Origin of the sequence: Synechococcus sp. A15-24 (assembly GCF_014280195.1) — a bacterium.
In the GTDB taxonomy this organism is placed as follows: Bacteria; Cyanobacteriota; Cyanobacteriia; order PCC-6307; family Cyanobiaceae; genus Parasynechococcus.
The window spans coordinates 1,378,554-1,391,216 of record NZ_CP047960.1 but is presented as its reverse complement, the minus strand read 5'-3'; the positions used below and the strand labels follow the sequence as shown (position 1 = coordinate 1,391,216).

Annotated in this window: 15 protein-coding genes; 10 read left to right on the top strand and 5 right to left on the bottom strand. The window is 60.2% G+C overall.

Annotated elements, in window-relative coordinates; all coding sequences use genetic code 11:
• The first annotated feature begins 66 nt into the window (after positions 1-66).
• Genes pheS through SynA1524_RS07930 form a run of 4 tightly spaced genes read left to right on the top strand, consistent with a single transcriptional unit; the run spans position 67 to position 3,101 of the window.
• Complete coding sequence (gene pheS, locus SynA1524_RS07945; RefSeq protein ID WP_186496641.1) at positions 67-1,074, top strand: phenylalanine--tRNA ligase subunit alpha; 1,008 nt, start codon at positions 67-69, stop codon at positions 1,072-1,074.
• A 37-nt stretch (positions 1,075-1,111) separates the two neighbouring features.
• A complete protein-coding gene (locus SynA1524_RS07940; RefSeq protein WP_186496639.1) occupies positions 1,112-2,020 on the top strand; it encodes an NAD(+) kinase in 909 nt (302 codons plus the stop codon).
• A complete protein-coding gene (locus SynA1524_RS07935) occupies positions 2,017-2,694 on the top strand; it encodes a winged helix-turn-helix domain-containing protein (RefSeq protein ID WP_186496637.1) in 678 nt (225 codons plus the stop codon). Before SynA1524_RS07940 ends, SynA1524_RS07935 begins: the two co-directional genes overlap by 4 nt.
• Before the next feature lie 2 nt (positions 2,695-2,696).
• Positions 2,697-3,101 carry a DUF192 domain-containing protein gene (locus SynA1524_RS07930; protein WP_186496635.1) on the top strand — a complete coding sequence of 135 codons (405 nt, stop codon included), beginning with the start codon at positions 2,697-2,699 and terminating at the stop codon, positions 3,099-3,101.
• A gap of 16 nt (positions 3,102-3,117) precedes the next feature.
• Here the strand turns inward: SynA1524_RS07930 and cbiE are convergent, their stop codons facing one another.
• A complete protein-coding gene (cbiE, locus tag SynA1524_RS07925) occupies positions 3,118-4,371 on the bottom strand; it encodes a precorrin-6y C5,15-methyltransferase (decarboxylating) subunit CbiE (protein ID WP_186496633.1) in 1,254 nt (417 codons plus the stop codon).
• Positions 4,372-4,383: 12 nt separating this feature from the next.
• Between cbiE and SynA1524_RS13215 the strand changes: the two genes are divergently transcribed.
• From SynA1524_RS13215 to SynA1524_RS07910, 4 genes are read left to right on the top strand one after another with little or no spacing between them, the layout of a single operon-like run.
• Complete coding sequence (locus tag SynA1524_RS13215) at positions 4,384-4,962, top strand: sulfotransferase (RefSeq protein WP_353616552.1); 579 nt, start codon at positions 4,384-4,386, stop codon at positions 4,960-4,962.
• A complete protein-coding gene (locus tag SynA1524_RS13210; RefSeq protein ID WP_353616551.1) occupies positions 4,963-5,478 on the top strand; it encodes a sulfotransferase family protein in 516 nt (171 codons plus the stop codon).
• The gene (locus SynA1524_RS07915; protein WP_186496631.1) at positions 5,475-5,720 is read left to right on the top strand and encodes a DUF8678 family protein; all 246 of its coding nucleotides are present in this window, start codon (positions 5,475-5,477) and stop codon (positions 5,718-5,720) included. Before SynA1524_RS13210 ends, SynA1524_RS07915 begins: the two co-directional genes overlap by 4 nt.
• Before the next feature lie 41 nt (positions 5,721-5,761).
• The gene (locus SynA1524_RS07910) at positions 5,762-8,263 is read left to right on the top strand and encodes a GH116 family glycosyl hydrolase (protein WP_186496629.1); all 2,502 of its coding nucleotides are present in this window, start codon (positions 5,762-5,764) and stop codon (positions 8,261-8,263) included.
• On the opposite strand, the gene SynA1524_RS07905 is transcribed toward SynA1524_RS07910, so the two are convergent.
• Complete coding sequence (locus SynA1524_RS07905; RefSeq protein WP_186496627.1) at positions 8,182-8,766, bottom strand: AraC family transcriptional regulator; 585 nt, start codon at positions 8,764-8,766, stop codon at positions 8,182-8,184. The two genes, SynA1524_RS07910 and SynA1524_RS07905, sit on opposite strands and share 82 nt — an antisense overlap.
• Before the next feature lie 141 nt (positions 8,767-8,907).
• Between SynA1524_RS07905 and SynA1524_RS07900 the strand changes: the two genes are divergently transcribed.
• The gene (locus SynA1524_RS07900; RefSeq protein WP_186496625.1) at positions 8,908-9,618 is read left to right on the top strand and encodes a hypothetical protein; all 711 of its coding nucleotides are present in this window, start codon (positions 8,908-8,910) and stop codon (positions 9,616-9,618) included.
• A gap of 153 nt (positions 9,619-9,771) precedes the next feature.
• On the opposite strand, the gene SynA1524_RS07895 is transcribed toward SynA1524_RS07900, so the two are convergent.
• Complete coding sequence (locus SynA1524_RS07895; protein WP_186496623.1) at positions 9,772-10,332, bottom strand: calcium-binding protein; 561 nt, start codon at positions 10,330-10,332, stop codon at positions 9,772-9,774.
• A gap of 410 nt (positions 10,333-10,742) precedes the next feature.
• On the opposite strand from SynA1524_RS07895, the gene SynA1524_RS07890 reads away from it, so the two are divergent.
• Positions 10,743-11,045: a DUF1330 domain-containing protein gene (locus SynA1524_RS07890; protein ID WP_186496621.1), complete on the top strand. Its 303-nt coding sequence runs from the start codon at positions 10,743-10,745 to the stop codon at positions 11,043-11,045.
• 150 nt (positions 11,046-11,195) lie between these two features.
• Here SynA1524_RS07890 and SynA1524_RS07885 read toward each other — a convergent pair whose 3' ends face one another.
• On the bottom strand, positions 11,196-11,513 hold the full coding sequence (locus SynA1524_RS07885) for a DUF3303 domain-containing protein (RefSeq protein ID WP_186496619.1): 318 nt from the start codon (positions 11,511-11,513) through the stop codon (positions 11,196-11,198).
• A 758-nt stretch (positions 11,514-12,271) separates the two neighbouring features.
• Positions 12,272-12,556 (bottom strand): hypothetical protein, encoded by a 285-nt coding sequence (locus SynA1524_RS07875; RefSeq protein WP_186496617.1) that lies wholly within the window; start codon positions 12,554-12,556, stop codon positions 12,272-12,274.
• Positions 12,557-12,663: the final 107 nt, after the last annotated feature.

Here is a 12,663-nt window from a genome sequence, read left to right as displayed (position 1 = left end):
GCTGGTGGGTGGGGGGAACCTAAGCGGGCTGGCTGCTTACAGTCAGCTGCCTTTCGCCACAGGCCCGTGAGCGCCCCGGTCACCCTGCAGCAGCTCACCGATCAGCTGGATGCGCTCGAGCAGCAGGCCACAACCGAAATCTTCGAGGCGTCCGATGCCGCGGCCCTCGAACAACTGCGGGTGGGTCTGCTAGGCAAAAAAGGACGGATCTCTGGGGTGCTCGGGGCCATGGGCAAGCTGCCTGGCAGTGAACGCCCGCTGGTGGGTCAGCGGGCCAATGTGCTCAAAACCCAGGTGCAGAGCCTGCTGGCTGAGCGTCTTGCGGCGGTGAAGCAGGCTGCGATGGCGGAACGCATCGCCCGCGAAAGCATTGATGTGACGGCGCCGGCGTCGGGGATCCCGATGGGGCACCGCCACCCCTTGATCACCACCACCGAGGAGATCGTCGATCTTTTTCTCGGCCTCGGTTACAGCGTGGCCGAAGGGCCCGAGGTGGAGAAGGACCACTACAACTTTACGGCGCTGAACATTCCCGAGGACCATCCGGCCCGGGACATGCAGGACACCTTTTATCTGAAGGGTGATCTGCTGCTGCGGACCCACACCTCACCGGTGCAGATCCGCCACCTGGAGCAGAACCCGCCACCGGTGCGCATCGTCGCCCCTGGACGGGTGTATCGACGCGATGCCGTCGATGCAACCCACTCGCCGGTGTTCCATCAGGTGGAGGTGCTGGCCATTGATGAGGGACTCGACTTCAGCCACCTGCGCGGCACGGTGATGGCCTTCCTCAAGGCTTTCTTCGGCGACCTGCCGGTGCGCTTCCGGGCCAGTTACTTCCCCTTCACGGAGCCTTCAGCCGAGGTGGACGTGCAGTGGCGGGGGCGTTGGTTGGAGGTGATGGGCTGTGGAATGGTCGATCCCGCTGTACTGGAGGGTCTGGGCCTCGATCCCGAGCGCTATAGCGGCTTTGCGGCTGGTCTGGGGGTTGAACGCTTCTGCATGGTCCGTCACGGCATTGACGACATCCGCCGGCTTTACACAAGCGATCTGCGCTTCCTCGAACAGTTCTGACTCCCATAAGCTGAACACGTCTTAGCTGTAGCGGTCAGTGCCCCGGATCGGACTGATCGTGAATGACGGCAAGCCGCTGGCGGTGCAGACGGCGGACACCATTCAGCAACGGTTGGAGCTGGCTGGCCACGCGGTGGTTCGCGCCAGTAGTTCCGGTGGCATGGTGGGCTTCGCTAATCCGGATCAGCATCTCCGCTTGCTGGGCTACAGCGCCTGCGTGCCGGAGGGGTTCAACAGCAGCATTGCCCTGGCGATCGTGCTGGGCGGTGACGGCACGGTGCTGTCGGCAGCGCGGCAGACCGCACCGGTGGGGGTTCCGATCCTGACCATCAACACCGGCCATCTGGGCTTTCTGGCGGAGGCTTACCTCGGCGATCTCGACCGGGCACTGGAGGTGGTGCTCACCGAGCAGTGGACGATCGAGGAGCGCAGCAACCTGGTGGTGAGTGTGATGCGAGGGGACCAGCGCCGCTGGGAAGCCCTGTCGCTCAACGAGATGGCACTGCACCGGGAGCCGCTCACCAGCATGTGTCACTTCGAGATCGCCATCGGGCGTCATGCGCCAGTGGACATCGCCGCCGATGGCGTGATCCTCTCCACTCCCACCGGCTCGACGGCCTATGCCCTCAGTGCCGGCGGTCCGGTGATTTCACCCGATTGTCCGGTGCTGCAGCTGACGCCGATCGCTCCCCATTCCCTGGCCTCCCGCGCGCTGGTGTTCAGCGACCGTGAACCGGTGACGGTGTTCCCGGCGACTCCTGAACGTCTGATGATGGTGGTGGATGGCAGTGCTGGTTGCTATGTCTGGCCTGAGGACCGCGTTCTGATTCGCCGCAGTGAACACCCGGTGCGTTTCGTGCGGTTGGTGGATCATGAGTTCTTCCAGGTGCTGCGCAACAAGCTGGGTTGGGGCCTGCCGCACATCGCTAAGCCAGATAAGGGATGACCGCTGAGCCGCTTCTGCTGTTGGTGGGAGCGTCAGCGGTGGCTCTGGCTCCACGGCTGGCGGCATCGGGCTACAGCACAGTGGATTGGCTCAGTGCCGGTGTGGCCTCCAGCACGGCGCAGGTGGGTGAGGAGCCGCTAGCGGCGGTGCTGGCTGCTGATCAGGCCGCCAAGGTGCGGGACCTGCGTCAGCGCTTCCGGGGGATGCCGATCCTTCTGGATCTGAAACAGGACAGCGTTGATGCCAGGGCGGCCTGCCTTTGCGCCGGGGCGGATGACTTCTGGCTGTCGTCCATTGGTCCCAGTGATCTGCTGCTCCGCCTGCGGTTGCATCGCACCGTCCAGGCCCGCCTGGGTCATCGGCCGACGTTGCTGGAACTGGGTGATCTCAGTCTTGATCGCGCCACCCGTCAGGTGCGACGGGCCGGCCGCACCGTGGCCCTCACGGCCCGTGAGTTCGCCTTGCTGCTGGTATTGATGCGGTCGCCTGGGCAGGTGTTCAGCCGTGAGCAGTTGCTGCAGGAGGTTTGGCAGGACGAACGGGCCAGCAGCAATGTTGTGGAGGTGTATGTGCGTTATCTGCGCCAGAAGCTGGAAGCCGACGGCGAATCGCGGTTGCTGTTGACGGTGCGCGGTCGTGGCTACAGCCTCGGTCCTGTCGTCGGGGAAGGCTGAACATGGATCTACCGGCACCGCAGCAGCTGCCCGTCACCGCGCAATGGTGCCTGGAAGACCGGCGCTGCATCGCCCTGGAGGTAGCCCGCACCCCACAGCAGCAGCAGATCGGTCTGATGCAGAGGCCGGCCCTGCCGCCGCTGCGGGGCATGTGGTTTCCCTTTGACTCTCCCAGGCCGCTGAGCTTCTGGATGCTCAACACCCTGGCGCCGCTGGACATGCTGTTTCTGCGGGGCAACCGGGTGATGGCCATTGCGGCTGATGTTCCGGTTTGTCCGAAGCTGCCTTGCCCCAGCTACGGCCCGGCGGATTCCAGTGATGGGGTGGTGGAGTTGCGGGCCGGGGAGGCCCGTCGCCTGGGCATTCGCCCTGGCGATCCAGTCCAGATTGAGACGATATCGTCTTAATGAATAAACGTGTTTGTCACGATTTTGTGCCTTTCAGGCTCAGGATCGGGTTCATTGGAGCCAGGCGGGTGCCATTGCTGAGGGGTTGGCCTCGCCAGGCCTGCAATTGATTGAGCTGCACCGTCAGTCCTGACTGTTCCAGCAGCGGCCGCAGTGTGGCCACCGCTTCAAGGGTCGCCAGCGGAATCACCACGATCCCTGATGGACGCAACCGTTGCAGCACGGCCTTCAGCAGCGTCTCGCGATGGGGGCCGCCACCACCCAGCAACACACGATCCGGTTGGTCCAGGCCGTCCAGCAGGTCGGCGGACAGCAGGCTCAGCGCATCGGTTTCCACCACGGCGCTGGGCATCACCTTGAGCCGCTGGGCATTGGCCTGGATCAAGGCAGCCCCACCGGCCCTGCGCTCCACCGCCAGCAGCCTGAGCTGGGGCCGCAGGCGAAGGGCCTCCAGGCCGATGCTGCCCGTGCCGGCCCCAATGTCCCAGAGCACGCCTTGATCGGGCAGCTCCAGATCCGCCAGCAACTGGATGCGTGCCTCCCGTTTGGTCATCAGCCCGGGATGATCCGGGTGCTGGAGGTACAGGCCATCCTCCAGACCGAACAACGGCAACGCCCTCTCGTTCGGAATGGACGGTTCCTTGGCGATCAACAGCGCCACCAGCAAGGGCTGCAGTGGCTCCGGCAGGGGGGCATCGGCCGGGATCAGCCGCATCCGTTCGTCGGCATGGCCAAGGTTTTCCCCCAGCCAGAGCTGATAGCTCGCCTCCAGACCGCTGCTTCGCAGACAGCGGCGCACGGCGTCGGCACCGCCACGGCCAGGATCGGTGAGCACCGCCAGGGCCCTCGGCCGCGTCTGCAGTTCCCGGGCCAGGGGCTCGGGATCGCGTCCATGCAGGCTCACCCAGCGGGCGTCCTGCCAGGGACGACCGATGCGGGCAAAGGCCATTTGCAGGCAGGTGGGCGCGGGATGAAAGCGCAGCCGCTCCGGCCCGAGGCGCTCCGCCAGAATTCTGCCGATGCCGAACCAGAGCGGGTCCCCACTGGCCAGCACCACCGCATTGGTTTGAGCGGAGAGCGCGCTGAGCACCTCCACCAGATGGCGGGGGTCGTCGCTGTCGATCAGGGGAACCGGGCATTCCAGCCACGTTTCAAGGGCTGGCTGAAGCCGGCGCGGTGCGGCGATCTGTTCGGCAGCTCGAATCAGGGCTTGCTGCGCAGCGGGCAGCGAGGCCGGTGCCCCTGCGTCAGTGCCGATCACATCGATCATTCAGCCATTCTGGTGGCCAGACCTCTTGAAGCCATGGCACGGGCCGAGCTGGTGGTTGATCGAGTGGTGGCAACGGGATTCATCCGCCCATCGGTGCTCTGGCGGGGGCTGCAGCGCTGCCGTCCCTCGTTCTCCCATTGGGGGGTGGGTTTGCTGATCGGCCTCAGCGGTCTATTTGTGGAGCCGTTGGCATGGCTGCAATCGCTTCTGTTTGCCAAGCGGTTGCGGCGGGCGCAGCTGCCGGACGATCCGATCGTGATCATCGGCCATTGGCGCAGTGGCACCACTTTTCTTCACCAGCTGCTGGCCTGTGATTCCGCCGTGGCAACAGCCCGCAACACGCTCACGGTGGCTCCCCAGGTGGCGTTGCTGCTTCAGCCCTGGATTGCCCCTTTGATGAAGGTCTGGATCACCCGGGTTCGGCCGATCGATGCGGTGCCCTGGGGCCCGGATGACCCCCAGGAGGACGAACTCGGCTTGGCAAGGCTTACCTTCGACACCAACATGGGTGGCATGGCATTCCCGCGGGACTATCTCGCGAACTTTCGCCGGCACGTGCTGGAGACCAGCACGGCCTATGAGCGGCAGTAGTTGACGTTCTGCAGGCTCACCTGGCTGCATGACGGTGCAGGCAAATCGCACTGGTTGATCAAGAACTCGGTGCAAACCGCCCGAGTGAGTCTGGTGCTGAAACATTTCCCCAGGGCCCGGTTTGTGCTGCTATTCCGATCTCCGGTCGACTCAATCCGCTCGTTGGTGCAAATGAAGCAACGGTTGGGGGCGTTGGTGGGGATGCAGCCGCTGCCGGATCCCCGTACACAGGTTGAAGAGACGGCGACGGCCCATCGGGAGCTGCTGGAAGCGTTTGAGGCCTCCCTTCATCTGATCCCAGCGCAACAGCTGTTGGAGCTGGACTATGACGACCTGATCAGCCAACCGCTGCAGGCTGTTGAAGGCATTTACACCCACTTCGGTTTGACCAGCTGGCCGGTGGCCGAGGCGCCGATCAAGGCCCGCATTGATCGAGCACGGTCCTACACCGCTGATCCGGTGCAGCTGCCGCCGCTGGCGGAGCGTCGCCTTCAGGAATTGGTGAAGGCGTTATGAGCCCCTCCAGTCAGCGTCGTCAACGCCTGCATGAGTTGTTGCTGGCCCTGATCGCTCGCGAGGAGGACCTGCCGCTGATGGACAGTGAGCATCCGCAGCTGGATGGAGGGACGGCTCCAGGGCGTTGGTTGGACCAGAACCGGCGAACGCTGCAGCGGTATCAGGCGTTGGTGAGAACGGCGGTGACCCTGGATGCCCTGCTGGATGCCGAAGACAGTCCGCCTGATTTCAGCGCTGGCTGAGCTGGTGAAACCTGGCAATCTGGGGCGACTGCCCGCACTGCATGGCCCCCTTCGGACTTTCCGCTCTGCGTTCGCTGCTGGGGCGTGGCGTCAACAACACACCATGGCAACCGCCGGAGGCCAGCTGGAGTCGTCGCTTCGGCCTGGGCTGGGAGTCGCCTTACACCGTGCGGTACGCCAGCAACCTCGACGATGGCCCCGACCACGGCATGCCTCTCGGCGGCTTCGGGGCTGGCTGCCTCGGCCGTTCCCCCAGCGGAGCCTTCAACCTCTGGAACCTCGATGGTGGGGAGCACTGGTTTGGATCGATCCCCGACTGTCAGTTCGCCCTCTGGGAGCAGCAGGGCGAGGACGTCCGTGCCCATGCCCTGGCCACGGCTCCAGACCGTGATGACACCGACCCCAGTGGCGGCACACCCCTGAGCGCCTGGCAGTGGTACCCCGCCAGCACCCAGGGCCGCAGCACCGGCACCTACGCCGCCCGCTATCCCCTCAGCTGGACCCACCACGAGGACGTTTACCGCGCCGGCGTTCTGTGCGAGGCCTTCAGTCCCATCCTTCCTGGGGATTACCAGCGCACCAGTTATCCGGTGGCGGTGTTCCGCTGGCAATTCAGCAACCCCACCGATCAGCCGCTGGAGTTGTCCCTGATGCTGTGCTGGCGCAACACGGCGGGTTGGTTCACCAATACCGACGCTGCCGCGGAGGTGCATTTTCGTGATGACGGCAGCCCGGAGCACAACTACGCCCCGGCGATCGGTCGTGGTGAAGGACAGCGCAACCGCCAGGTTGATCAGCCGGGATTGAGCGGTGTGCTGCTGGAGGGCCAGCCCTCGATGCCACTGGCGGAAGGCGAGGGTCAGTGGTGCCTGGCTCTGCCGGATGACTTGGACGGCGTGCAGGTGATGCGCTGCAGCCGCTGGGATCCCAGCGGTGATGGCAGTGAGTTGTGGACCCCCTTCGCCGCCGATGGGCGGATCCCCGACAGCAACAACGACCGTGCCAGCCGTTCCGGCGAGCAGGCCAGTGCTGCCATCGCCGTGAAATTCACGCTGGCTCCCGGTGCCAGCCGTGAGATTCCGCTGGTGATCAGCTGGGACCTGCCGGTGACGGCTTTCGCCAGTGGCAGTAGCGCGCTGAGGCGTTACACCGACTTCTTTGGCAGCAGCGGTAACAATGCCGCCGCCATTGCTGCAGAAGCCCTGCGCGATTGGCGCCAATGGCGGGAGCAGATCGATGCCTGGCAGCAGCCGGTGTTGGCCCGCACGCAATTGCCGGAGCCGCTGCGGATGGCGTTGTTCAACGAGCTCTACGACCTCTGCAGTGGCGGCAGCCTCTGGACTGCGGCGTCACCGGCGGATCCCCACGGCCGCTTCGGTGTTCTGGAGTGCCTCGACTACGCCTGGTACGAAAGTCTTGACGTGCGTCTGTACGGCTCACTGGCGCTGTTGCAGCTCTGGCCGGAGCTGGACAAAGCGGTGCTGCGCAGTTTTGCCCATGCTATTCCTGCCGCGGATGCCAACCAACGGCCGATCGGTTGGTATTTCACCCAGGGCCGTGGCCGGGTGGAGGCGGACCGCAAGGTGGCGGGAGCGACGCCCCATGACTTGGGGGCCCCCAACGAACGTCCCTTCGACGCCACCAATTACACCGCCTATCAGGACTGCAACCTCTGGAAGGATCTGGCCAGTGATTATGTGCTGCAGGTGTGGCGCACCTTCCGCCTGGCGCCCACCGGCGAAGACCTGCGCTTTCTGGCGGAGTGCTGGCCCTCAGCGGTTCAGGCCCTCGATTACCTCAAAGGCTTCGACGTCAACAACGATGGTCTCCCCGATAACGGCGGCGCCCCTGATCAAACCTTTGACGACTGGCCGTTGCAGGGTGTGAGTGCCTATTGCGGCGCACTCTGGATCGCGGCCCTGGAGGCCGCGCTGGCGATGGCTCAGCGGTTGCAGCTTGATCTCGGTCTGGACACCGCCGCGGAACAGCGGCGGTTCGGTGCCTGGCTCGAGCAATCCCGCGCCAACTTCGACGACCTGCTCTGGAACGGCGAGTACTACCGGATCGATGCGGAGAGCGGCACACCGGTGGTGATGGCGGATCAACTCTGTGGTGACTTTTACGCCCGGCTGCTGGGGCTGCCACCGGTGGTCAGTGACGCCAGGGCACGCAGCACCCTGAAGGCGGTGAAGGAGGCCTGTTTTGAGCGGTTTGAGTCTGGACGTCTCGGCGTGGCCAACGGTCTGCGGCGGGATGGCAGTCCCCTGGACCCCAACGGCACACACCCTTTGGAGGTGTGGACCGGCATCAATTTCGGTTTGGCCAGTTACTACCGGCTGATGGGAGAGAGCAAAACGGCGTTGGCCATCTGCTCAGCCGTGGTGGGCCAGGTGTATTCAGGAGGTATGCAGTTCCGCACACCTGAGGCGATCACCGCTGTGAACACCTTCCGTGCCTGCCACTACCTGCGGGCCATGGCCATCTGGGGCCTGTGGGCCACGGACACCGGGTGGGAGCGGATTCCCGGCGTGGCGGAACGCTGAAGCGTTTCTCTCGGTGCTTCACCAAGCTGGCGGTAATCGCGGGCGAAATGATTGCGACTGCTGAAGCCGAAGTGGGTTGCCACGGCCTGGACTGTGCTGAGCCCCATCGACTCTCGGCGTTGCGGGTTCAGCAGCACCGCCTGTACCTGGCCGAGACGGATCTGTTTCAGCAGGGCCATCGGCCCCATGACGAAGCTGGCGCAGCAGCTGTGCACGATTGAGGAGCGCGACGCGAAGAACGTGGTGGTGAGGTCTTCCAGGGAGATGACTTGCCTGGGGTTCTCCTGCCCCCAGGCGATGAGGTCCTTCATCAGCCCGGCGCGATGGCTCAAATCGCCGCCATTGAGCTGGCTCAAGCGTCGGTCGCTTAACAGTTCCAGCAGTTCGGCTTCAATTAGTTCCGCCTGAATCGGATCGTGAAGTTGTGGCCTGGTGAGCTCAACCAGCCGCTGGAATTGCTCAGGGGTGACGGCGGCCGAATTCACACTTTTGATCCGATCCAAGGCCCGCTGTTCCTTGAGTTGACCATTTGTAACAAGCAATCTCAGGTGCTTTGTGCCGTTTTTGTGGCCAATCTGAGGCTTAGGATCTGCTTCTGAGGCGGGTGAAGCCAGACTGCGGTTATCACTTCGGCCTGTCGAGACGTGGAGCTGCTTGGCTTTCTACTGTCCGTTCTGGCGATCGCCTTTGTTGTCGCCAAGCTGGTCTTCAACCGCAAAGCTCATAAGGCCAGAAGCCCAAGGCGCATAAGGACACCTTCCTTCCGTGAGCCTCCTTCGTCAGGCCTCAAAGCAGAGGCATCTGAGACGCCGACGCCTGATTCATCCGAGCTGGAGGCAAGGACACCCAAAGCCTCTGAACCGCCCTTAGTTGAGACAACTGAGTTCGGCGTGGATTGGTATATCGAGCAAGGCAACGCAGGAAAGACTTTTGGCGAGATTCTCGGAATAATGTTTCCTCAGACGCTTGTCGGTGGGAAGCAGACTTGGGAAGTTCTCAAAGACGCTCCGGAAAACAAGCACGATCTTGATTTGATGCTGGCCTGTTGCAAGGCCGAGATGGAGTCGTCTCAGATCAACATTTGGTTCCCTGCTCCTGCTTACTTCAAGCGGGTGGCGATCATCCTGCGCAAGCAAAAGGATTACGCCCGAGAGATCGGAATCATCGAGCTGTATTGGCAGCTATGCGATCGGGTTTATGAAGCCAAGAGAGAGGACGGAGACACGGCGCAGATGCGGACTAGACAGCTCTCGGCAATCAAGAGCAACTTTCAACATCGCTACGACAAGGCCAAGCAGTTGCTGGAGAAGCAAAGGGCAAGGCTTAAACCCGATTCTCAACAACCAGCGAGCTAACCACGCTTGAGCCATTTCAGTCACGCAACCACCGCCAGAACCTTCCCAGCACGCCGTCAGGGCAGTCACGCAGAGGCAGTCCTGCTAAGCGCAAGAGGCAATAAAAAACCCGCCATTGCTGACGGGAGAAGATGCCAAGAAAGGGCGAAGCGTCTAAATCTCAACAGTATTCGCAAGACTTAAGTCATGACGTCCTTTTATTTTTGCTTGCCAATATTCGCCGTCGTCGATGTAAGTATTTTTTCCACGTATTTCCCATGAATACTTATTACCCCAATCGTTCATGCGTGACAAACCTATTCTGTCCTCGGTGATATCAAAGTCTTTGATAACTGTTCCCCAAGCGCCATCATCAATTACAAACGTATCACGACCTGAGTTACCCCAAACCTTGTTAACCCTTTTCGTCCAATTCCCACCATGAATCAGGTCATCTCCTGCACCGCCTTTAATTTTGTCATCTCCTCGACCTCCGTAAATCATGTCATCGCCATCGTCACCGAGCAGTTTGTCATTAAACTCTGATCCGTAGATCTTGTTATCTGCCTCAAACAATGAATCAAGTGCAGAATCTGTATCTTCAACACGAGAATTAAATCCACTTATCGTAATGGCTCCTTCCCGTTTGAATGAATAAATAATAGAATTGAACTTAGACCTAGCAAATGCATCCTCCGAGTCTAGGTCGAAATTACCTCTAACAGAAATGCGCACATCAAATTTGTTTCCGTCTATCTACGCAGTACCATTTCCACCGAAAGAGCGCTTAGTTGCTGTGAATGAAGAATTATCTAATTCAAAATAATTAGGCGGTGCAGACGGATCCATCCTCACTGGATTCTTAAATTTCCTGTAGTCCAACGTAATTGTATTAGACATAAATAGTAGACAATTGAATTGTGAGGCTCATGCCTCTTCAAAACTTACCATCGCCGTTTCATCTGGAAAGCGCCCCCCTAACTGAGGGATTTATTCGGCCGCCCTTCTCCCCTAACTGGGTGAGTCAGTCACGCAACCACCGCCAGAACCTTCCCAGCACGCCGTCAGGGCAGTCACGCAGTCATCATCGACACATGTTTGGCTGGAAAACCATGAGGTACTAAACATACTCTTTCTATCGAGCAATGGCTAAGGGTTACTGGAATATCTCAGGCGCTGTAACTAACCCAGAAGGGATGGGTCCTTACCTCCAAGCTGTTGAGCCTTACCTGGCGAAGTTCAACGCTCGCTTTCTTTGCAGAGATCTCAAAACCGATGTTCGTGAAGGTGACGCAGGTCACTTGACCGTGATCATCGAGTTTGACTCTCTAGCTTCAGCCAAGGCCGCTTACGACGCCCCTGAATACCAAGAGATGCGGAAGTTCCGTCAGCCTCACTCCAAAGTCTCACTGTCAATCATTGAAGAAGGCGATCACGCTGGTCACTGATTACCCCGAAGCCACCGCCAAAGCTTTCCCAGCACGCCATCAGGGCAGTCACACAGAGGCAGGCCGGCTAGGCGCAGGAGGCAATAAAAAACCCGCCATTGCTGACGGGGTGAGTGTTCTGTCGGGAGATGGACTGGAGACTGAGGCTCTTTATTCCACAGCCGCAGCGGCTTCTACGCCAGGCCACATGGCAGCAAACTGAGAATCAGAAACGACAGCTTTTACGTCAAACTCTATTCCGTAGCCCTTAATCCAAGGGCCAAGATGAGCCCACACTTTACCGATATCGCTTGCTTCAGCGATTGCCACACCGCTGCCGCTGACTGGTTCGCAAACTCGGTACTTTAATTCAAATCCATCGAAGTTGTCGCCAGGTGCTCCTGCATTGATGTAACCGGCAAAACCTGGGCATGACTCCCAGGATCCTTCAACGGTAGGGAACTTCCAAACGATGAGGTAGTGCTGCAAAGGTCTGTGGAAAAACTGTTATCAAGGTAGCCATAGCCGAATTTGAGAACAGCAAGTTGTCTGCAATTAAACATTGAACCTGACTGCCAAAAAGAACTGCGCTGGTCTCCCAAGAAAATTCAAAGGCTCACTCCCAGGTGCCAAGCCACCATCCTGTCCCTCTCGACTCGTGTGATGAACAGGTCAATCCAATCCAGCAGCAACTCTTCCACTGCAGGCTTTCCTAGGTTTGAATGCCGCCATACAGCCACCGCTTGAACTTGTCAGGGTCATTGGCTTGCAGTGCTGCAACCAGTTCTGCCAGTAGGAACAAAGCGATGCGGGTGTCTTGAAACATGGGTCAGACGTGACTGCCTGAATTGTTCCCCGCTGCAGACCTAACGACTAACCCACCGCCAAAACCTTCCCAGCACGCCGTCAGGGCAGTCAAGCAGAGGCAGTCCTGCTAAGCGCAGGAGGCAATAAAAAACCCGCCATTGCTGACGAGGCTAAGACATTTAATGCGCTGAGTCTATTCAAATCCACCCTGACAATGGATAGGTACTCTGATCCCAACCCACAGTGTAGAGGGCCTCAAACGCTGTATCAACAGGAGGCTTCACCGAATTGCTATTCAACTGACTAGTGACAACATTCTCAATTTGGTTAGTTAGATAGTCATCTGTCGAGTCCAACTGCTTTGCAACGCTCTATAAGGCTGAGAACACACTTGAGAACTCAGTCGTGGCGGGAATCTCCCTTGGTTGCTGTGGCTTGCATTAGGACCGCTGTTCGTTGGTGGCGATCGCCAGCCGTTGCAACCGCTGTTTGCAGACCATGGTCACCTGGATTTCACAACCTGGCTGAAGCACGAAGTACGAGTCCTTCAGGCTGCTTTGAAAGCCATGGATGCTGAGGGGCGACACCTCTTCACCCCTCACCAGGGGGTGGTCACCTCGACTGTTAATGGAGAAGGAGAGAAAACCAGGCCTGCGGTCGCCCTGACAGACCAGCATCTGGTCGGTTTTGATCGAAATCAGGGGCAGGACAGCGTTGCCGGTCAACTGAAACCTGCCATTCAGTGAACCGGCACTGAGCTGACTGACGCCCAGTCCGATACCTAGTGATTTGAAGATCTCGCCGAGTTCCCCGGCTGACTAAAAATTCATAG

Bases quoted from the DNA above. Each gene is read 5' to 3' on its own strand.
- SynA1524_RS07935 (WP_186496637.1), top strand. From the start codon at position 2,017: ATGACCGCTGAGCCGCTTCTGCTGTTGGTGGGAGCGTCAGCGGTGGCT.
- SynA1524_RS07915 (WP_186496631.1), top strand. From the start codon at position 5,475: ATGAGCCCCTCCAGTCAGCGTCGTCAACGCCTGCATGAGTTGTTGCTG.
- SynA1524_RS07930 (WP_186496635.1), top strand. From the start codon at position 2,697: ATGGATCTACCGGCACCGCAGCAGCTGCCCGTCACCGCGCAATGGTGC.
- SynA1524_RS07910 (WP_186496629.1), top strand. From the start codon at position 5,762: ATGGCCCCCTTCGGACTTTCCGCTCTGCGTTCGCTGCTGGGGCGTGGC.
- SynA1524_RS07890 (WP_186496621.1), top strand. From the start codon at position 10,743: ATGGCTAAGGGTTACTGGAATATCTCAGGCGCTGTAACTAACCCAGAA.
- cbiE (WP_186496633.1), bottom strand. From the start codon at position 4,371: ATGATCGATGTGATCGGCACTGACGCAGGGGCACCGGCCTCGCTGCCC.